19 protein-coding genes are annotated in these 18,064 nt (G+C 71.5%); 11 read left to right on the forward strand and 8 right to left on the reverse strand.

The features are described 5' to 3' along the window. Nucleotides 1-21 precede the first annotated feature (21 nt). On the reverse strand, nucleotides 22-927 hold the full coding sequence (locus ACFYY7_RS37645; protein ID WP_388668468.1) for an aminoglycoside phosphotransferase family protein: 906 nt from the start codon (nucleotides 925-927) through the stop codon (nucleotides 22-24). A 177-nt stretch (nucleotides 928-1,104) separates the two neighbouring features. On the opposite strand from ACFYY7_RS37645, the gene ACFYY7_RS37650 reads away from it, so the two are divergent. Continuing rightward, entirely contained in the window at nucleotides 1,105-1,737 is a 633-nt protein-coding gene (locus tag ACFYY7_RS37650) for a PadR family transcriptional regulator (RefSeq protein ID WP_388668471.1), read from the forward strand. An 83-nt stretch (nucleotides 1,738-1,820) separates the two neighbouring features. Here the strand turns inward: ACFYY7_RS37650 and ACFYY7_RS37655 are convergent, their stop codons facing one another. Together ACFYY7_RS37655 and ACFYY7_RS37660 are read right to left on the reverse strand one after the other, a co-directional pair. After that, entirely contained in the window at nucleotides 1,821-2,252 is a 432-nt protein-coding gene (locus tag ACFYY7_RS37655) for an SRPBCC family protein (protein WP_351264622.1), read from the reverse strand. Nucleotides 2,253-2,313: 61 nt separating this feature from the next. Then, nucleotides 2,314-2,535: a hypothetical protein gene (locus ACFYY7_RS37660; protein WP_358943321.1), complete on the reverse strand. Its 222-nt coding sequence runs from the start codon at nucleotides 2,533-2,535 to the stop codon at nucleotides 2,314-2,316. 246 nt (nucleotides 2,536-2,781) lie between these two features. Here ACFYY7_RS37660 and ACFYY7_RS37665 point away from each other — a divergent pair, with 246 nt between their 5' ends. Together ACFYY7_RS37665 and ACFYY7_RS37670 are read left to right on the forward strand one after the other, a co-directional pair. Beyond that, on the forward strand, nucleotides 2,782-3,372 hold the full coding sequence (locus tag ACFYY7_RS37665) for a Clp protease N-terminal domain-containing protein (protein ID WP_388668474.1): 591 nt from the start codon (nucleotides 2,782-2,784) through the stop codon (nucleotides 3,370-3,372). A gap of 161 nt (nucleotides 3,373-3,533) precedes the next feature. Next, nucleotides 3,534-4,589: a DMT family transporter gene (locus ACFYY7_RS37670; protein ID WP_388668477.1), complete on the forward strand. Its 1,056-nt coding sequence runs from the start codon at nucleotides 3,534-3,536 to the stop codon at nucleotides 4,587-4,589. Nucleotides 4,590-4,661: 72 nt separating this feature from the next. On the opposite strand, the gene ACFYY7_RS37675 is transcribed toward ACFYY7_RS37670, so the two are convergent. Further along, nucleotides 4,662-5,360 (reverse strand): pyridoxamine 5'-phosphate oxidase family protein, encoded by a 699-nt coding sequence (locus ACFYY7_RS37675; RefSeq protein WP_388668480.1) that lies wholly within the window; start codon nucleotides 5,358-5,360, stop codon nucleotides 4,662-4,664. 35 nt (nucleotides 5,361-5,395) lie between these two features. Between ACFYY7_RS37675 and ACFYY7_RS37680 the strand changes: the two genes are divergently transcribed. Then, nucleotides 5,396-6,727, forward strand: coding sequence for an aminotransferase class I/II-fold pyridoxal phosphate-dependent enzyme (locus ACFYY7_RS37680; protein ID WP_388668483.1), 1,332 nt, complete (start codon nucleotides 5,396-5,398; stop codon nucleotides 6,725-6,727). On the opposite strand, the gene ACFYY7_RS37685 is transcribed toward ACFYY7_RS37680, so the two are convergent. Next, nucleotides 6,718-7,797 carry a DMT family transporter gene (locus ACFYY7_RS37685; protein ID WP_388668485.1) on the reverse strand — a complete coding sequence of 360 codons (1,080 nt, stop codon included), beginning with the start codon at nucleotides 7,795-7,797 and terminating at the stop codon, nucleotides 6,718-6,720. The two genes, ACFYY7_RS37680 and ACFYY7_RS37685, sit on opposite strands and share 10 nt — an antisense overlap. 74 nt (nucleotides 7,798-7,871) lie before the next feature. Between ACFYY7_RS37685 and ACFYY7_RS37690 the strand changes: the two genes are divergently transcribed. The 4 genes from ACFYY7_RS37690 to ACFYY7_RS37705 all read left to right on the forward strand — a co-directional run bounded on the left by ACFYY7_RS37690 (nucleotide 7,872) and on the right by ACFYY7_RS37705 (nucleotide 12,966). Then, the gene (locus ACFYY7_RS37690; RefSeq protein WP_388668488.1) at nucleotides 7,872-8,780 is read left to right on the forward strand and encodes a LysR family transcriptional regulator; all 909 of its coding nucleotides are present in this window, start codon (nucleotides 7,872-7,874) and stop codon (nucleotides 8,778-8,780) included. 123 nt (nucleotides 8,781-8,903) lie between these two features. Beyond that, nucleotides 8,904-11,093: an MMPL family transporter gene (locus tag ACFYY7_RS37695; protein WP_388668491.1), complete on the forward strand. Its 2,190-nt coding sequence runs from the start codon at nucleotides 8,904-8,906 to the stop codon at nucleotides 11,091-11,093. Nucleotides 11,094-11,098: 5 nt separating this feature from the next. Continuing rightward, nucleotides 11,099-12,331, forward strand: a complete 1,233-nt coding sequence (locus ACFYY7_RS37700; protein ID WP_388668493.1) for a sensor histidine kinase — start codon at nucleotides 11,099-11,101, stop codon at nucleotides 12,329-12,331. Beyond that, nucleotides 12,328-12,966, forward strand: a complete 639-nt coding sequence (locus tag ACFYY7_RS37705) for a response regulator transcription factor (RefSeq protein ID WP_358943331.1) — start codon at nucleotides 12,328-12,330, stop codon at nucleotides 12,964-12,966. The genes ACFYY7_RS37700 and ACFYY7_RS37705 overlap by 4 nt, the downstream gene beginning before the upstream one ends. A gap of 60 nt (nucleotides 12,967-13,026) precedes the next feature. Here the strand turns inward: ACFYY7_RS37705 and ACFYY7_RS37710 are convergent, their stop codons facing one another. Then, nucleotides 13,027-13,503, reverse strand: coding sequence for a pyridoxamine 5'-phosphate oxidase family protein (locus tag ACFYY7_RS37710; RefSeq protein ID WP_388668497.1), 477 nt, complete (start codon nucleotides 13,501-13,503; stop codon nucleotides 13,027-13,029). 112 nt (nucleotides 13,504-13,615) lie between these two features. Here ACFYY7_RS37710 and ACFYY7_RS37715 point away from each other — a divergent pair, with 112 nt between their 5' ends. After that, nucleotides 13,616-14,269, forward strand: coding sequence for a cysteine hydrolase (locus ACFYY7_RS37715; RefSeq protein ID WP_388668500.1), 654 nt, complete (start codon nucleotides 13,616-13,618; stop codon nucleotides 14,267-14,269). Between the two features lie 27 nt (nucleotides 14,270-14,296). Here the strand turns inward: ACFYY7_RS37715 and ACFYY7_RS37720 are convergent, their stop codons facing one another. Beyond that, nucleotides 14,297-15,010, reverse strand: coding sequence for a TetR/AcrR family transcriptional regulator (locus tag ACFYY7_RS37720; RefSeq protein WP_388668503.1), 714 nt, complete (start codon nucleotides 15,008-15,010; stop codon nucleotides 14,297-14,299). A 248-nt stretch (nucleotides 15,011-15,258) separates the two neighbouring features. Here ACFYY7_RS37720 and ACFYY7_RS37725 point away from each other — a divergent pair, with 248 nt between their 5' ends. After that, nucleotides 15,259-16,194, forward strand: coding sequence for a carbon-nitrogen hydrolase family protein (locus tag ACFYY7_RS37725; RefSeq protein WP_388668505.1), 936 nt, complete (start codon nucleotides 15,259-15,261; stop codon nucleotides 16,192-16,194). Further along, nucleotides 16,191-17,561 (forward strand): APC family permease, encoded by a 1,371-nt coding sequence (locus ACFYY7_RS37730; protein ID WP_388668508.1) that lies wholly within the window; start codon nucleotides 16,191-16,193, stop codon nucleotides 17,559-17,561. The genes ACFYY7_RS37725 and ACFYY7_RS37730 overlap by 4 nt, the downstream gene beginning before the upstream one ends. Nucleotides 17,562-17,580: 19 nt before the next feature. Here the strand turns inward: ACFYY7_RS37730 and ACFYY7_RS37735 are convergent, their stop codons facing one another. Next, nucleotides 17,581-18,033, reverse strand: a complete 453-nt coding sequence (locus ACFYY7_RS37735) for a Rieske (2Fe-2S) protein (protein WP_388668511.1) — start codon at nucleotides 18,031-18,033, stop codon at nucleotides 17,581-17,583. Nucleotides 18,034-18,064: the final 31 nt, after the last annotated feature.

Consider the following 18,064-nt stretch of genomic DNA (forward strand, 5'->3'; position numbering starts at 1 on the left):
GGCGACCGGCCAACGCATTCTTCAAGCGATGAGGCGTCTCAGCGAGGCGTGTCCGGGCGGGCCCCAGGTGGGTTTGCCGCCGGGGCGGCCGTGGACGCCTGCCTCTCCGATGAGGATGCAGACGAGGGCTTTCACCACCGCCCAGCCGCGGGCGCGGCGCAGGGTCGCGGGGTCCGCGGCCGGCCGGTAGGCGTCATGGAAGCGGTCGACGGCGCCGTCCGGCAGCAGGAGCCAAGCAGCGGCGAGATCGCAGGCCGGGTCGCCCGCGAAGAGGTCGCCGAAGTCGATCACACCGCAGAAAGTCCCGTCCTCGGTCAGGACGTTGGCGGGGTGCAGGTCGCCGTGGAGCCACAGCGCCGGGCCTGACCAGTCGGGAGCGGCGACGGCGTCTTCCCAGACCGCGCGGACGGCGTCCGGGTCGGGGATCAGTCCCTGCTCGGTGGCCGAGGCGAGCTGCTGGGTGAACCCCTCGGCGTGGTCGGCCAGCGGCCCTCCGCGGCCACGGCCGGCCGGAGCGCCGTCGGGGGCGGGCCTGTGAAGGGCCGTCAGGAAGGCGGCCAGGGCGTCGGCCGATTCCGCGACGCGTGTGGCGGGGGCGCGGTCGGCGGGCGTTCCGGGCACCCAGGTGGTGACGATCCAGGGCCGCGGAAAGCGTGCCGAGGGCTCACCGATGCGCTGTGGGACGGGGACCGGAAGGGGAAGGTGCGGGGCGAGACCGGGCAGCCAGTCGTACTCCTTGCGCAGCAGCTCGTCCGCCGACTCCGTTGCCCAGGGCAGCCGGACGGCGAGGTCGTCGCCGAGCCGCCACAGCTGGTTGTCCCAGCCGCGTGCGCCGAGCTGCACAGGGTGATCGGCCAGGTCGGGGTGTTGGTCGTGCAGCAGTTCCAGGATCAGATCCGCGGTTATTTCGATCTCGGAGTGGGTCATGCGAAGCCAGGCTAGTCGGACGACGGCCGGCCGTTTGTGACGCACAGCACTCTGTGCGGCTTGATCTCGATGGAGTGGACCCGGGGCGGGGCCACGTCGCTGCGGGGATTGTCAGGCGATCGGTTCCGATATATCGTTGAAGCATCGCGACAGATCAACGATAGAAGGAGTACAGCGATGCGTTCGCATGGGCACGAGCAAGAGTTCGGGTACGGGCGTGGACACGGGCACTGCGGGCCCGGTCATCAGGGGCGTGGTGAGTTCGAGGGGCGGCGGGCGGCCTTCGGGCAGTTCGGGCCGCCGTTCGGGGGTGGCCCCTTCGGCGGTGGCCCCTTCGGGGGTGGGCGTGGTCGGGGCGGCGGTCGGGGGAGGGCGCGGCGCGGTGACGTACGCGCTTCGATCCTGGCGCTGCTCAAGGACCGGTCGATGCACGGGTACGAGATGATCCAGGAGATCGGCGAGCGCAGCGGCGGGGCCTGGCGGCCCAGTCCGGGCTCGGTCTATCCGACCCTTCAACTGCTGGAGGACGAGGGCCTGATCGTCAGCGCGAGCGAGGGCGGCAAGAAGCTGTTCACGCTCACCGACACCGGGCGAGCCGAGGCGGAGTCGGGGCCCGAGGCGCCTTGGGAGGAGGCCGGGCGCGGTGTCGACTGGGAGAGCGTCAACGAGATCCGGCAGGCCGGATTCGGTCTGATGGAGGCGTTCGGCCAGGTCTGGAAGACCGGCTCGGCCGATCAGCGGGAGAAGGCTCTCACGGTCATCAATGACGCCCGGAAGAAGCTGTACCTGATCCTTGCCGACGAGCACTGAGTCCATGGGTGTGGTTGCCCGTGGGTGCGGTGCCAAGGGCCTCGCGGCCGAGCCGCGAGGCCCTTTCCGTCGGCCGGGTGGTGTCAGGCGGCGATGAGGCCGCCCAGTTTGCGCAGTGACTCGACGAGCGCGGCCGTCGCCGAGTCCTTGAGCTTCCCGGCCATCAGGGAGACCGCGGCGCCGGTGAACTCCCCGTCGATGCGGACCGTGGTCGCGTCCCCGTCGGGGGTCAGCGAGTAGCGCATGGCCAGGTTGACGCCCATCGGGCCCTTGCCCTTGGTGGCCAGCAGGCGCGCGGTCTCCAGTTCCGCCACCGTCCAGGTCACCTCGGCCGGGAAGCCCATGAGCTTCATGTTCTCCTCGTAGGTGGCGGCGAGTTCGAGTGTCGCCGGACCGCCCTTGGGGAAGCTGGTGTGGGTGGCGTTCCACTGACCGTACGTGGTGAAGTCCGTCAGCTGGGCCCACACCTTCTCGGCCGGTGCTTCGATGCGTGCCTCTGCACTGACTTCGGCCATGTGACCACCCCTTCTCGGCGGGTTACGGTGTCGCGGAACGTAGCCGCAGTGGCCGGAACATTCAATACTGATGAACTGTCAGATCCATGTGGCCGTTCCCGTCCGCTCCCGCGCGCCAGATCAGAGCGGCGTCGAACCGGTCGAAGGCGCGGGGGTGCGGACCGTCGTCGTGGCAGTGGAACGCGGCCCAGAAGAGGTCGGCGCGCAGCGCGTCGGCCGGGGCGTGGACCCGGTACACGTACTCCCGTCCGTCGAGTGCCGGCAGGGCGACCAACCAGGACACGTACGCGGGCTCCCTTCCGGCTGTCGCGTGGGGGGTATGGCCTGTGGGACGTCCAGGGGTGGTTTCCGGTTGCCCGGGGAGCGCGTGGCAAGGCGGCGCGCGCCCTTTTCGCCGATCGGATCCGGAAATGGCGAGATCTCATCCGCAAGGAGGAGAAACCGTTCGGGTGTGCCCAACTTGCGTGGGATGCCTGGATGGGCCCATCCGGGGATGTACTCGCGCTCCGGGCCTGATGGGGTGAGAGATGTGCAGAACCGGACGCCGCGGATCCCCCAGCAACCCGTACCGAACCGCGCCGAGCTCGACGCCAGACTCACCGTGGAGCTGGCCGCCGTGGTGACGGGCGCCCGCAGGCGTGCGCTGCGCGACGGCGACCGGCAGATCGACACGGCGCATCTGCTGCACTCCCTCATCGAATCGGACCCCGCGGTGCGGGCGGCCTTCGAGGGCGGACCTCAGCTGGCCAGGGTGCTCGGCTACCTCGTCCAGCGCAGTATCGGATACGGACTCCGCTGGCAGGGTTCGGTCGAGGACTCCGGCGCCGTCCCGGTCGTCCCGGACCCGGGGGCCGTCGTGCGGGGCACGGATCCCGTCGTGCGGGACATGGGGATGGAGGGCTGGTCGCCCTCGGCCGCTTCCGCGATGGCCGGGGCGCTCGACCGGGCGGAGTCGCGCGGCGACGTACGGGCGCGAGGGATCGATCTGCTCGCGGCACTGGCCTCGGACCACGAGTGCCGGGCCGTGGAGGTGCTGGTACGGGGCGGGGTCGACGCGGACCGGCTTGCCGCCCGGGTCGCGGATGTTGCCGGGCAGGGCGTTCCGGAGGGCGGAGTCTGAGCGTCCGGTCCCGGGCGCCGACGGGGGTGGCGGTGTGGGAGTTGCTCGGACGGCCGGTGTGGAGCTGTCCGGACGGGCGGTGTGGAGTCGTCCGCCCGGCAGCGGGCCTGTCAGGGGTGACCGGGGGTGACGCCCCTGACCGCAGCTGTCATGATGGGCCGATGCACGCGTCTCAGGGGAGAAGCGCCAGCCTGGGACTAGCCCTGGCTTCGGCGTTCGCATTCGGTGGTTCAGGGGTGGCGGCCAAGCCGCTGATCGAGGCAGGGCTCGATCCGCTCCATGTGGTGTGGCTGCGGGTGGCGGGCGCGGCGCTGGTCATGCTGCCGGTGGCCTGGCGCCACCGGGATCTGGTGCGCAGCCGGCCGGTTCTGCTGCTCGGCTTCGGGCTGCTCGCCGTCGCGGGTGTGCAGGCATTCTACTTCGCCGCGCTCTCCAGGATCCCGGTCGGGGTCGCGCTTCTCGTCGAGTACCTGGCGCCCGCGCTCGTGCTCGGTTGGGTCCGGTTCGTCCAGCGCAGGCCGGTCACCCGGCGGGCCGCGGTCGGCGTGGTGCTCGCCGTCGGCGGACTGACGTGCGTGGTCGAGGTCTGGTCGGGGCTGAGCTTCGACGTGGTCGGGCTGCTGCTGGCGCTCGGTGCCGCCTGTTGTCAGGTCGGCTACTTCGTTCTGTCGGACCAGGGCAGCGCGGACGGCGCGGACGGTGTCGAACCGCCGCATCCGGTCGGGGTCATCGCGTACGGGCTGCTGATCGGCGCGGCCGTCCTCACCGTGGTCGCACAGCCCTGGGGCATGGACTGGTCGGTCCTGGGCGGCACGGCGGGCATGGACGGCACGGATGTTCCGGCCTGGCTGCTGCTCGTCTGGATCGTGCTGCTGGCGACCGTGATCGCGTATGTCACCGGGGTGATCTCGGTGCGGCTGCTCTCACCCGCGGTGGCGGGCGTGGTCGCCTGTCTTGAGGCGGTCATCGCCACGGTGCTCGCCTGGGTGATGCTCGGCGAGCACCTGTCGGCGCCCCAGCTCATCGGCGGTGCCATGGTGCTGATCGGTGCCTTCATCGCCCAGTCGTCGACACCGAGGACGCCCTCGGGGCCCGTCGCGTCGGGACCGGGCACGGGGGCCGCCGGGCCGGACGTCGGCCTGACCGCTGCCGAAGGTCCGGACAGCGGCCGGACTGCTGCCGAGGGGGAGTTGTCCGCCGGTCGTGCCGCTACGTGACGTCCCACCTGTGATGGCGGGTGATGGGCGGCCCGCCACCCGGTGGCGGGCCCGCACGTCACCCGGTGTGCGTCAGAGTGCGGTGATGTAGTCCGGCACGCCGATCGCGGGGTCGAGGTCGTCCGAGGGCAGCGGCGCCGCGTAGCCGCGGGCGAGCGGGACGACGCCTGCCCAATGGGGGAGCGCGAGGTCGCGGGGCTCGTCGTTGGGGCCGCCCGTGCGGATCTTCGCGGACACCTCCCGCAGGTCCAGCCGGATCACCGCGGTCGCGGCGAGCTCCTTCTCGTCGGCGGGCCGGGAATCGGTGGACCGGCCGGGCACCACATGGTCGACGATGGCGTCGAGTGCGGTCCGCCGCTCCTGGGGGTCGGTGACCGTGTGTGCGACGCCGTGGACCACCACGGAGCGGTAGTTGATCGAGTGGTGGAAGGCGGAGCGGGCCAGGACCAGCCCGTCGACATGGGTCACCGTGAGGCACACGGGCAGACCGGGGTCGGTGCGGCCCGCCTCGCGCAGCGGACGGGAGCCCGTCGAGCCGTGTACGTAGAGCCGGTCGCCGATCCGGCCGAAGAGCGTCGGCAGGACGACGGGCGCGCCGTCACGGACGAAGCCGAGGTGGCAGAGGTACGCCTCGTCGAGTATCGAGTGGACCACCTCCCGGTCGTATGACGCCCGTTCACGGGAACGGGTCGGGATGGTGCGCTCGGTCGGCTCGTAACCGGCTGCTGCGGCGTCAGGGGTCGTGGTCTGCGGCGATGCGGTGTCCGACATTGCGTACTCCATTGCACTAGTGCATAATCCTGTTTGTGCTAGGAGAGTATCGGATTGTTGGGCGGCGTGCATCGGAGATTGCCGCCAGTGTGGAGCGCGGGGTCGGTTCCGGTGAGCTCGAACCAGGCCAAGTGCTGCCTCCCATGCGGGAGTTGGCGGATCAGCTGGGGGTCAACCCGAATACGGTGGCGGCCGCCTACCGCACGCTCCGCGAGCGCGGGGTGATCGAGACGGCGGGGCGCCGGGGCAGCAGGGTGCGGCCGCGTCCCGCGAGTACGGCGCGCGGTTCGCTCCGGGTCGAGGCGCCGGCGGGCGTCCGGGACCTGGGCGCGGGCAACCCCGATCCGGGGCTGCTGCCCGCGCTGGGTGATGCCTTCGCGGCGGTCGCGCAGGAGTATGCGCAGCAGCCCGGGATGTACGGGCAGGCGCCGGTGGATCCGGAGTTCGCCGCGCTCGCCCGTGCCGCGCTGGACGCGGACGGGGTGCCGGCCGGGCCCGTGGTCGCGACCTCGGGGTCGCTGGACGCGATCGAGCGCGTTCTCGTCGCGCACCTCAGACCAGGCGACGCGGTGGCCGTCGAGGACCCCGGCTGGGGCAGCATGCTGGATCTCGTACCGGCGCTGGGGCTGCGTCCGGTGCCCGTCGCGGTCGACGACGACGGGCCGTTGCCCGACGCCGTGGAGAACGCGCTGAAGGCCGGTGCCCGCGCGCTCGTGGTCACCGGCCGCGCGCAGAATCCGACCGGGGCGGCCATCACCGCCGGACGCGCCTTCGAGCTGCGCGGAGTCCTCGCCGGACACCGCGGCGTACTCCTGATCGAGGACGACCACGGACACGGCATCGTCGATCTGCCGCTCCATCCCCTGTCCGGTGCCACGGACCGCTGGGCCTTCGTGCGGTCCGTGGCCAAGGCGTACGGGCCGGACTTGCGGGTCGCCGTGCTGACCGGTGACCGGGTCACGGCCGACCGGGTGGCGGGGCGCCAGCGGCTGGGCCCCGGCTGGGTCAGCAGGCTGCTGCAACGGGCCGTGGTGCACCTGTGGACCACGGGTGCGGTCGATCCGGGGGAGGTGGCGCGGGCATACGCGAAGCGGCGGGACGGTCTCGTGCGGGCGCTGGCGGAGCGGGGCGTGGCGGCCCACGGGCGCAGCGGGATGAATGTGTGGGTGCCGGTCGGCGACGAGACCGGTGTCGTGGCGAGGCTGCTGCACGCCGGCTGGGCCGTGGCGCCCGGGGCGCGGTTCCGGCTGGCCGCGCCCCAGGGGATCCGGCTCACCGTCTCGTCGCTCGCCGAGGACGAGATCGGATCACTCGCGGACGCGGTGGCGGCAGCGGCGGGACCGGTGAAGCCGCTGACCTACGGGTGATCCCCGGCTCCGATTCCGGTCCTGGCGCCGGTCTTGGACCCGGACCCGGCTTCGGTCCTGGTCCCGGAACCGGTCCCGGCTCCGCCGCTGGGTGTCCGGCCGGTGGATGCCCGGCCGCCCCGGGCCCTGCTCTGGGTGAGGGCGGCGCCCGCCAGGACCACGAGGGCGCCCACCGGAGTGTTCCAGCTCAGCTGCTCGCCGAGCACGATCACTCCGGCGGCGGTGGCGATGACCGGGATGAAGTAGGTGACCATCTGCGCGGTCGTCGGCCCGACCTCCGCCACCAGGCCGTACTGCAGCAGGACCGCGAGGCCGGTGCCGAGCGCCCCGAGGGCGACCACGGCCAGGGTCGGGAGCAGCGGGAACCCGTCGGGTGCCGAGGTGAACAGCGGGGTCACCAGGGCGATCTGCGCCGTGCCCAGGAAGAGCTGGCTGCCGGTGAGCGCCAGCGTCGACGAGCCGCTGCCCGCCAGCGTCCGGCGGACGTAGATCCAGCCGATCGGATAGCTGAGGGAGGCGAGCAGAGCCATCGCCGTGCCGCCGAAGTCCAGCCCGGAGAAGCCCTGCCAGGCGCCCAGCACGGTCAGCACGCCGAGGAAGCCCAGCCCGAGCCCGGCGACCCGGCGGCGGGTCGGCCGGTCCTCGGAGAGCGCGACGAGCGACAGCGCCATGCCCCACAGGGGCGATGTCGCGTTGCAGATGCCCGCCAGCGTCGACGGAATGGTCAGCTCGGCATAGGCGAAGAGCGAGAACGGAAGCGCGTTCAGGAAGAACGCGGCGACCGCCAGGTGCCCCCATGTGCGGGCACCCCGGGGCAGCCGCTCGCGCCGGACCGCCATCGCGACGGCCAGCACCGCGGTGCCGGAGAGCAGACGGCCCAGGGTGACCTGGAACGGGGCGTACCCCTCGGTGCCGACCTTGATCAGCAGGAAGCTGAAGCCCCAGATGAGCGAGAGCGCCCCGAAGCGGATCCGCCAGTCCAGCGCCGGGCGGGCGGCGGGCGCCGCAGGCGGGCTCAAGGCGGCGGACTCGGTGGCGGGCATGGTTTCCGGTGCGGCGGTGGCGCTCATGGGGTCAACGATGGAGGCCCCAACCGCGTAGGACAAGCGAGACTTTGTGCGGGTGTCTGCGTAGCATTGCTTATATGTTGAATCTGGAGCGCCTGCGCACCCTGGACGCACTGGCCCGGCACGGTTCCGTGGGCGGCGCCGCCGAGGGGCTGCACGTGACCACGTCGGCGGTCTCCCAGCAGATGGCGAAGCTGGAGCGGGAGGTGGGGCAGCAGCTGCTGGCCAGGAACGGGCGCGGGGTCCGGCTCACCGACGCCGGCCGGCTGCTCGCCGACCACGCGGCCCGGATCCTGTCCCAGGTCGAGCTCGCCCAGTCCGACATCGAGGCGCAACGCGGTGAGGTGGTGGGCGAGGTCCGGCTTTCCGCCTTTCCGACCGCGGCACGCGGACTCTTCCCCTCCGCGCTCCGCGCGCTGCGCGGGGACCACCCCGAACTGCGCGTACGTACCCGGGAACTGGAGCCCGAGGACGGAATCCGTGCGGTGATCAGAGGCGACATCGACCTCGCGGTGGTGCTGGACTGGAGCAACAAGCGGCTGCCCGTGCCCGCCGGCCTGGCCAAGGCCGAACTCCTGGACGACGCACCGGACATCGCGATGCCGTCCGGTCATCGGCTCGCCGACCGGGACCAGGTGGACCTGGAGGAGTTCGCCGACGACGACTGGGTCTCCTGGCCCGAGGGCGAATTCTGTTACGACTGGCTGATGTTCACCCTCCGTTCCAAGGGCATCGAACCGCGCATCGCGCACCTGGCGGGCGAGCACCACACCCAACTCGCCCTGATCGCTGCCGGGATGGGCGTCTGTGTGGCGCCGAGGCTGGGCCGCGGTCCGGTACCCGACGGGGTGCGGCTCGTGCCCGTACGGCAGAAGATGCGACGTCACGTCCACGCCGTCTGGCGTACCGACGCGGACCGGCGTCCGTCGATCAGGGCCGCGGTGGCCGCGCTGCGCGCGGCGGGGCTGGAGCTGGACGCGCAGTGAGCCACGGTCATCGGCCCGGTGTGCGGGGGATTACCCCAGCATCAGGGTCCACCGATCGGTGGACGGCAAGTTCAACCTGACACCTCTGTCCTTCAACTGCCCTGTTCAACAAGGCTTTCGGGCATGAATTCATTCACTGTGCGCATGGCGCGCCGAAGCGCGCGGCACCCCTGGCGGGCGGTCGTCGGTTGGCTGGTGTTCGTGGTGCTCTGCCTGGTCGTCGGCGGAGCCGTCGGCACCAACAACGCGAAGACGGCCGACTTCCGCGTCGGCGAGGCGGGCCGGGCCGAGGCGATGGCGGCCGAGGGCCACCTGGAGCGCCGTTCCACCGAGCAGGTGCTGATCTCCACCCGGTCGGGCACCCCCGACAGGCACTCGGCCGAGGAGGCCGCGCGGGATCTCACGGACCGGATGAGGAAGCTGCCGGAGGTCGCGGACGTGGCCGCGCCGCTCTGGTCCGGCGACGGCCGGATCCTCATGGTCGAGGTGGCCCTGAAGGGCGAGGAGCGGGACGCGAAGGACAAGGCCGACGCCGTCGCGGCGCAGACCTCGGCCGTTCAGAAGACCCGTCCCGGGCTGCTGCTGGAAGAGACGGGCAGCCCCTCCATCAGCAAGGGGGTCGACCAGCAGCGCGGCGACGACCTGGCGCTGTCCGAGAAGAGCACCCTTCCCGTCACCCTGGTCACCTTGCTGGTCGTCTTCGGATCGGTCGTCATGGCCGCGGTGCCGCTGCTGCTCGCCCTCACGTCGATCGCGGCGGCCATCGGCCTGTCGATGGTGGTCTCGCACGTCTCACCCGACGCCGGGGTGGGCACGAACGTCATCCTGATGATCGGTCTCGCCGTCGGAGTCGACTACACGCTCTTCTACCTCAAACGGGAGCGCGAGGAACGGGCCCGCAGCTGCGGCCGGCTGAGCACCGAGGCGCTGGTCGAACTGGCCGCGGCCACGTCGGGCCGGGCGGTCGTGGTGTCGGGGCTGGCGGTCGTCATCTCCACCGCGACGCTGTATCTGGCCTCCGACGTGATCTTCTCCTCGCTGGCCACCGGCACCATCGTGGTCACACTGGTCGCCGTGGCCAGTTCCCTGACGGTGCTGCCCGCGCTGTTGACCGTGCTCGGGAAGCGGGCGGAGCGACGGGCACGGCGCCGCACAGAGCACGGGAAGCCCGCCCCGCGCCCCCGCCGCGAGGGTGGCGGCCGGATCTGGACGGCGCTGCTGCGGCCCGCGGCCCGGCACCCCCTCGCCACGCTCTGCGTCCCGGTCCTCGCCCTGATCGCACTCGCACTGCCACTGGCCGGACTGAACATCACGGAGATGAGCCGGGACACGCACTCCCGCGAGATTCCCGCGATGCGGGTGTACGACCGCCTCAACGAGGCGTTCCCCGAGCAGCGGGTGACGCACGACGTCGTCGTGCGCGCCGATGCCTCGCGCAGCGGGGAGGTCACCGGCGCGCTGCGCGAACTGGCCCGGCTCACCGACGGGGACCCGCTGTTCACCGACGGCCCGCGCATCGAGACCTCGGCCGACCACCGGATCAGTGTGCTGCGGCTGAAGGTGCCGCACCTCGGCAACTCCGCACAAGCCCGCGACTCCCTCGGCCATCTGAGAGACGAGTACCTGCCCGCCACCGTCGGACGGGTCCGGGGCGCGGAGTACGGCGTCAGCGGGGATGTCGCCCGGTACGCGGACTACCCGGCCCATCAGAACAGCAGGATCCCGCTCGTCCTCGGGGCGCTGCTGCTGGTGACCTTCGCGATGACCGTGTACGCCTTCCGTTCCGTCGTGCTCGGCCTGATCGGGGTCGTACTCAACCTGCTCTCCGCCGCCGCCGCGCTCGGACTGCTCGTCCTCGTCTTCCAGGGCACCTGGGCCGAGGGGCTGCTGGGCTTCGACTCCACCGGCTCGATCGGCTCGCGCGTCCCGCTCTTCCTCTTTGTGATCCTCTTCGGACTCTCCATGGACTACCAGGTGTTCGTGGTGAGCCGGATCAGGGAGGCCGTGCTCGCCGGTGTCCCCACGCGGCAGGCGGTCCTGGACGGGCTCCGCACGTCGGCGAGCGTGGTCACCAGCGCCGCGGTCGTGATGACGACCGTCTTCGTGAGCTTCGTCCTGCTGCACATCATCGAGATGAAGCAGATCGGTTTCGTACTCGCGGTGGCCGTGCTGCTGGACGCCTTCGTGGTCCGCATCATGATCCTTCCGGCGGCACTGCTCCTGCTGGGCGAGGCGACCTGGTGGCCGTCGCGTCCGGCCCCGGCCGGATCGGACCGGACCGTACGCGACGAGCCACTGGCCGAAGTACGTTGATCGGCATGACCGTTCTCGCCGGAACCTCGGCCGATGCCTTCTGGACCACATCGCTGCGCCGCTGGAACGCCGTGTGCTGGTTGCTGTTCGCCGCGATGGCCGCCGGGCTCGCCGCCATGGACGGATCCGTCCGGGACCGGTACGCGTCGCTCGCGCTGCTCGGCTGCGTGGTGCTCTGCTACGCGCTCCTCGACCGCTTCCCCGACAACCCCGTCGTACGGCCGCACGGCTACCTCTGTGTGCTGGTGCTCGCGCTCGGCGGGCTCGCCCATCTGGGCGGCAGCTACGCGGCGCTGTTCATGGTGACGCTGCCGCACTACTGGATGTTCGGGCGGACGCCCAGGACCTCGATGGGGTTCCTGGGGCTGGCGACGGCGGCGACGCTGGCGGGGAGCTGGTACCGGGAGGGCGGGTCGCTGCAGTTCTTCGCCGAGACCATGGTGTCCACCCTGATCGTCGTCGCCGTGGGGGTCCTGATCGGACTGTGGGCGCACTCGGTGGTCGCACAGAGCACCGAACGCGCCCGGCTGATCGTCGAGTTGGAACGGACCCAGGCGGAACTGTCCGAGGCGCACCAGCGCCAGGGGGCGGCGGACGAACGGGAGCGGATGGCGCGGGACATCCACGACACCCTCGCGCAGGGCCTCGCGTCGATCGTCGTACTGGCGGAGGCGGCGCGGGCGGGACTCGACGCGGAGCCGGTCCGCAGCGCCCAGCAGCTGCGCTCGATCGAGTCCACGGCCAGGGAGAACCTCGCCGAGGCCCGGGAGCTGGTCGGCTCGGCCCAGCAGCGGGGTGGTCCGGATGCCGGGTCGGTGGCACAGACGCTGCGCCGTATCCTGGACCGCTTCGCGGAGGACACCGGGCTAGCGGTGGCCGGCGATCTGGCGGACGTCGAGTGCGACCAGCAGACCCGGATCGCGCTGCTGCGCTGTACGCAGGAATCCCTGGCCAACGTGCGCAAGCACGCGCGCGCCTCCACGGTCGGCGTGATGCTGACCCGAGGGCCGCACGCGGTGGAGCTGGAGGTCACCGACGACGGCATCGGATTCGTACCGGGGAAGTCGAAGGGTTTCGGGCTCGACGGGATGCGCAAACGCCTGGCGGAACTGGGCGGCCGGCTCACGGTCACCAGCTCGGTCGGCGACGGCACCAGGGTCCTGGGGGTGATCCCGTTGGAACCGGCGCCTGGGGACGGCGATGTGGCGAACGACGCGGAGAGCGGGGGGACGCGATGACCGGCGGCCGGATCAGGGTGGTCGTGGTGGACGACCACACCGTCATGCGGGCGGGTGTCGTCGCCCTGCTCGCCGGTGAGGACGGGATCGAGATCGTCGGGGAGGCGGGGGACGGCAGGGACGCCCTCGACCTGGTGGCACGGCACGACCCCGACGTCGCCCTGGTCGACCTGCGGATGCCGGTGCTGGACGGGGTGGGGGCGACCACCGAGATCGTCGCCCGGTACCCGCGCACCCGGGTCCTGATCCTGACGACCTACGACACCGATCAGGACATCGAGCGCGGGGTCGAGGCGGGCGCCATCGGCTACCTCCTGAAGGACGCCACCCGCGAACAGCTCGCCGACGCCATCCGCTCGGCGGCGCGCGGCGAGACCGTCCTCGCGCCCCGGGTGGCCGAGAAGCTGATCGCGCGGATGCGGCGCCCGGCCCAGGAGCCGCTCACCGCCCGCGAGACCGACGTGCTCGACGCGGTGGCCGACGGGCTGACCAACGCCGAGATCGGCAGGCGCCTCGTCATCGCGGAGGCCACGGTCAAGACCCACCTCCTGCGCCTGTTCGCCAAGCTCGACGTGAGCGACCGGACGCGGGCGGTGGTGGTGGCCATGGAACGGGGGCTGCTGAGACGCCCCTGAAGACGCGGCGGAACTGGCCGGACGCGCCGGATCGTGGGCGCGGTCGCGGAAGGGCGGCTCTCACGCCGTGGGCGGGTCCGCGAGTTTGCGGAAGTCCCAGGAGGTGATGGCCTGCGGGGTCAGCCGCAGCCAGGCATGGCGGCCGTCGTGCGGCATGGTGTCCATCCCGAAGTACTTCGCCGCGAACAGCCGCTCCGGGGCGGCGAGTTCGGGGCACGGCTCGCCGGTGCGGGGGGCCTCGCCCACGGGTACGGCATCGCCGGAGAGTTCGATGCCGCGCAGCTCCGCGTACTCCACCCCGTCGTCCACGACCACCGCGATCCTCGGGTCCCGGCGCAGCTGGGACCAGCGCAGGCTGCGGGTGATCGAGTACAGCCAGAGCGAGGTCCCGTCCCAGGCGAACCAGAGGGCGCCGACGTGCGGGCGGCCGTCCGCGGACACGGTGGCGACCCGGCAGGTGCGCTGCTCGGCGAGATAGGCGTCGCGTTCGTCGTCCGTCATCATGATCCGACGGCCCCGTCGCTGAATGGCGGCCATGGGGGCGCCCCCTCCCATTGTCTGACTGTGTGTCAGAAATCATGGGGTCTCTTCCCTCGTCGCGCAATGCCGGTTAGCCTCGCGCGCCCCGTCCGCCGCAGAAAGGTCAGCCGTGCCCTCGAAGAACCAGCTCGCCGAGCAGCTCGATCCGGCCACCACCGTGCTGCTGACAGTCGAATGCCAACAGGGGGTCGTCGGCCCGGGGAGCGCACTGCCCGAACTGGCCGACCAGGCCCGCTCCTCCGGCGCCCTGGACCGGGTCGCCCAGCTGGTCGCGGCCGCGCACGAGGCCGGGGTCCAGGTGCTGCACGCGGTGGCCGAACGCCGCCCGGACGGGCGGGGTGCCAACAACAACGCCCGGCTCTTCCGGGCCGCCGGCCGGCTGCCCGTGCAACAGCACCGCGGCACCACGGCGGTACGGATCGCCGCACCGATCGAAGTGGCCGACGAGGACCTCGTCGTGCGCAGGCTGCACGGCCTCTCGCCCATCGCCGGCACCGATGTGGACGCGCTGCTGCGCAACCTCGGCTGCCGGACCCTCGTCGTCACCGGGGTCTCGGCCAATGTCGCCATTCCCAACGCCGTGTTCGACGCGGTGAACCTCGGCTACACCGCCGTGGTGCCGTCCGACGCCATCGCGGGGGTGCCGGCCGACTACACCCCCGCGATGATCCGCAACACGCTCGCCCTCGTCGCCACCATCACGACCACCGACGAGGTACTGGGCTGCTGGCTGAACCGCGCATCCTGCAGGACCGGTTCCTGACGGACCCGGCCCCTACCCGCGCAACGGTCAACCCGTCGCGGCTCGTTCGGCAGCCGTCAGGATCGCCTCGACGGCGGTGTCGTAGATCGCCTTCCGGCTCACCCGGGCCAGCTCGTCGGCGTGCGTGCGGGTGATGGGGTGGTCGCCCTCCGGGAGCCGGGCGTAGACGCGGGTCCAGGTGGTGTCATCCTTGGCCCGGTTCTCGGGATTGAGCGAGCTGAGCGAGGCCGCGTGGGCACAGAGCCCGAGGGCGGTGTCGATGAAGGTCAGGTAGAACAGCACGGCCCGCTCGGGAGCCAGTCCCGAGCGCGTGAAACACGAGAGCAGCAGCTCCACCATCCGGCGTTCCGCGGGGCCGCCGGTGGTGCGCGCGAAGGTCAGCGCGGTGGTGACCGGGAGACGGTTCTGGACCTCCCAGGTCGCCTCCGCGACGCGGCGCACGGTGTCCTGCCAGGGCTCCGCGCCGGGGACCTCGCCGATCTCGTCGAGCGCGAGCTCGATGGTGCGCTCGCACAGGGCGAGCAGCAGTTCGTCCTTGTCGCGGAACAGCCGGTACAGGACGGTCACGTCCAGATCGAGCTCCTGGGCGAGCTTGCGCATGGAGAGCCCGGCGGCCCCGTCCCGCTCCGCGAGCCGGACCGCCGCGTTGACGGCGGCCTCCTGGCGCAGACTCCTGCGCTCCTGCCGGGTGACACCGCCCCCGGACGCCCTCGCGGCAGCGGCCGCCGTGTTCTTCGCCATGGATCTCCTAGGGCCTCTCGGTCGGGTCGGCACCCGGACGGTGGCTCCGGCGCCGCGCCCCCCGTCCGCCGTGTGACGACCCTACAACGGGGGCGGACGCAAAAGTGCCAACACCGTTGACAACAGTGTTTCGGATCGGGTTCCGTGTTCTCGGTCACGCCGACCGGCGCCGCGCCCGTCGCCCCCGGCCCGACGCTGCATCGCGCCGTGTGCGCCCGTGCCCGTCCGTTCACGAATGTCAGGAATCCATGAGCCGCTATCTACGTCTGGCCCTCGTCCAGGCCCCCGCCGAGTCGTTCCAGGACTTCGCCGACGGACTGCGTTCGCGCATGAAGTCGCCCAACGCCGCCGAACTCGTCGTCTATCCGGAGCTCCACCTCTGCTCGGTGGACGCGGACACGATGAGCGTCGAGGAGTACTACGCCGCCTACGCGGAACCCCTCGACGGACCGCGTGGCCAGGCCTTGTCCGGCCTGGCGCGCGAACTCGGGATCTGGCTCATCCCGGGCACCGTGCTCGAACGCGGCGCCGACGGCAGCGTCCACAACACCGCCGTCGTCTACGACCCGCGGGGCGAACTCGTGGCGAGCTATCGGAAGATCTTCACCTGGCGGCCCTACGAGCCGATGTGCGTCGGCCGCGAGTTCGTCGTCCTCGACATGCCGGGCACCGGCCGGATCGGCCTCTCCATCTGTTACGACAGCTGGTATCCGGAGGTCACCCGGCACCTCGCCTGGATGGGCGCCGAACTGGTCGTGAACCTGGTGCAGACCTCGACGTCGGGCCGGGCGCAGGAGATCCCGGTCAACCAGGCCAACGCGATCGTCAACCAGATCTGGGTGGCCAGCGTGAACGGCGCGGGACCGACGGCCCAGGGGCAGAGCCTCCTGATCGACCCGGAGGGCGGCATCCGCGTCGCCGCCACGGGGATGGAGGACACCACGCTGCTCAGCGTCATCGACTTCGACCGCGTTCCGGCGGCGAGGAAGTACGGCACGGGCGGCGACTCCTGGCCCTGGGACCACTTCGCGTCCGGCGACACACCTCTGGAACTCCCGCTCTACAACGGTCGCATCGACCCCGCGACCTGGCGCCCGGCCATCTCCCCGGAGACCCCGGCCGGCCTGCGCCCGGACGCGCCCGTCGTCCACCACCGCCCGGCCCCGGATCGCGAGGCGTCATGACCGGCACCCGGGTCGAGCTCAGCGGCCGGCTCTCGCTCACCTCCGTGGTCGCCTTCGGGCTCTCCTACATGGCCCCCAGCCTGGTGATGGTGATCTTCGGCGTGATCTCCGCGGCCAGCGGGGGCACCGCGCCGACCGCGTTCCTCGTCGCCACCGGAGCGATGTTCCTGACCGCGCTGAGCTACGCGAAGATGGCCCGGCACTTCCCCGTCTCCGGCTCGGCGTACGTCTACTCCAGGAGACTGATCGGCGCCCCGGCCGGTTTCCTCGTCGGCTGGGTGGTGCTGCTCGACTACCTGTTCCTGCCGATGGTCGCCTGGCTCGTCCAGTCGGTGTACCTCAATGCCCAGTTCCCGGCGATTCCGGTCTGGGCGTGGATGCTCGTCAACGCCGGACTGACCACGCTCGTCAACATCATCGGTCTGGCCCTGACCGACCGGGTCAACAAGGTCCTGACCGGCCTGGCCGTCTTCCTCGTACTGCTCTTCGTCGCCTACTGTCTGGTCCATCTCGGGCACCGGACGCCGAAGTCCTACGCCGAGCCGCTCTGGAACACCGGCAGCAGCCTCACCGCGATCCCGGCCGCCGCGGCCGTCGCCGCGTACTCCTACCTCGGTTTCGACGCGGTCACCACCCTGTCCGAGGAGACGCGCGACGCCCGGCGGACCATCCCACGTGCCGTGGTGCTGGTGGTCGCGATCGGCGGCATCCTCTTCGCCGCCGTCGCCCACATCATGCAACTGGTCCACCCGGGGGGCGTGTTCGACGACCCCGAGACGGTCGGCTACACCATGTCGGTCCAGGTCGGCGGCCAGACCTTCGCCGACTGGACCAACATGGCCGGCATCGTCGCCGGATTCGGCTCGGGGCTGGCCGTGCAGCTCAGCTCCAGCCGGCTGCTGTACATCATGGGCCGCGACGGGGTGCTGCCCCAGCGGCTCTTCGGAACACTCCACCGGCGCACCAGGACCCCGGTGTTCTGCGTGCTGCTGACCGGAGCGATGTGCCTCGTCGGTCTCAACCTCTCCCTGGAGACCGCGACCTCGTTCATCAACTTCGGTGCGTTCCTCGCGTTCACCGCCGTCAACGTCTGCGTGATCGTCTACTTCGTCCGTAACCGCGGCACCGGTGGCGTCAAGGTGTTCGGCTACGTCGTCGTACCGGCACTCGCGGCCTGCGTGACGATCTATCTGCTGACGCAGCTCAGTGCTACGGCCCTCGTCATCGGAGGATGCTGGCTCGCCCTTGGATTCAGCCACCTCCTCCGGCTCACCCGGGGATTCCGGCGGCCGACCCCGGAACTGAGCCTGAGCGACGGTCCGGAGGACACGGCCGGGGAGAGGCCGGAGCAGGCGGTGGAAGCCTGACACCACCGGGGCGGTGCGATCAGGGTGCGAGCTTGATCGTGCCGCCCGAGACCGTGATCGTCCTGGCGGGCAGCGGTTCGGTGGCGGGGCCGTGCGCCACGGCGCCCGTCGACGCGTCGAACCTGCTGTCGTGACAGGGGCAGTCGATGGTGCCGTCCGCGACGCGCGACACCGCGCACCCCTGGTGGGTGCACTTCGACGAGAACGCCTTGAACTCGCCCGCCTTCGGCTGCGTCACCACGACACCCCGGTCGGCGAAGACCTTCCCGCCGCCCTCGGGGATGTCCGCCGTTTGGGCCAGAACGGCGCCGCCGCCGTCCCTTCCCTCGACGGCGGGCTTGACCACGTCCGCACCGTCCGATTCCTTCTGGTTGCCGCAGGCGGCGAGTACGGCGGTCACCGACACGGCCCCGGCCGCGGCGACAACGGCGCGCCGCCCGGGACGGCCCTCATGGTTCTGCGTTGTGCTCATACTGGTGCTTCCCTTCCGCGGAGTTCACGAC

This window comes from Streptomyces sp. NPDC001933 (genome assembly GCF_042890955.1).
Classification (GTDB): Bacteria; Actinomycetota; Actinomycetes; order Streptomycetales; family Streptomycetaceae; genus Streptomyces.

Excerpts from the sequence above, each read along its gene's own strand:
- ACFYY7_RS37655 (WP_351264622.1), bottom strand. The coding sequence starts at position 2,252 with ATGGCCGAAGTCAGTGCAGAGGCACGCATCGAAGCACCGGCCGAGAAG.
- ACFYY7_RS37675 (WP_388668480.1), bottom strand. The coding sequence starts at position 5,360 with ATGTCGGACACCGCATCGCCGCAGACCACGACCCCTGACGCCGCAGCA.
- ACFYY7_RS37705 (WP_358943331.1), top strand. The coding sequence starts at position 12,328 with ATGACCGGCGGCCGGATCAGGGTGGTCGTGGTGGACGACCACACCGTC.
- ACFYY7_RS37735 (WP_388668511.1), bottom strand. The coding sequence starts at position 18,033 with ATGAGCACAACGCAGAACCATGAGGGCCGTCCCGGGCGGCGCGCCGTT.
- ACFYY7_RS37700 (WP_388668493.1), top strand. The coding sequence starts at position 11,099 with ATGACCGTTCTCGCCGGAACCTCGGCCGATGCCTTCTGGACCACATCG.
- ACFYY7_RS37695 (WP_388668491.1), top strand. The coding sequence starts at position 8,904 with ATGAATTCATTCACTGTGCGCATGGCGCGCCGAAGCGCGCGGCACCCC.
- ACFYY7_RS37650 (WP_388668471.1), top strand. The coding sequence starts at position 1,105 with ATGCGTTCGCATGGGCACGAGCAAGAGTTCGGGTACGGGCGTGGACAC.
- ACFYY7_RS37725 (WP_388668505.1), top strand. The coding sequence starts at position 15,259 with ATGAGCCGCTATCTACGTCTGGCCCTCGTCCAGGCCCCCGCCGAGTCG.
- ACFYY7_RS37685 (WP_388668485.1), bottom strand. The coding sequence starts at position 7,797 with ATGAGCGCCACCGCCGCACCGGAAACCATGCCCGCCACCGAGTCCGCC.
- ACFYY7_RS37710 (WP_388668497.1), bottom strand. The coding sequence starts at position 13,503 with ATGGCCGCCATTCAGCGACGGGGCCGTCGGATCATGATGACGGACGAC.
- ACFYY7_RS37690 (WP_388668488.1), top strand. The coding sequence starts at position 7,872 with ATGTTGAATCTGGAGCGCCTGCGCACCCTGGACGCACTGGCCCGGCAC.
- ACFYY7_RS37720 (WP_388668503.1), bottom strand. The coding sequence starts at position 15,010 with ATGGCGAAGAACACGGCGGCCGCTGCCGCGAGGGCGTCCGGGGGCGGT.
- ACFYY7_RS37645 (WP_388668468.1), bottom strand. The coding sequence starts at position 927 with ATGACCCACTCCGAGATCGAAATAACCGCGGATCTGATCCTGGAACTG.
- ACFYY7_RS37670 (WP_388668477.1), top strand. The coding sequence starts at position 3,534 with ATGCACGCGTCTCAGGGGAGAAGCGCCAGCCTGGGACTAGCCCTGGCT.
- ACFYY7_RS37730 (WP_388668508.1), top strand. The coding sequence starts at position 16,191 with ATGACCGGCACCCGGGTCGAGCTCAGCGGCCGGCTCTCGCTCACCTCC.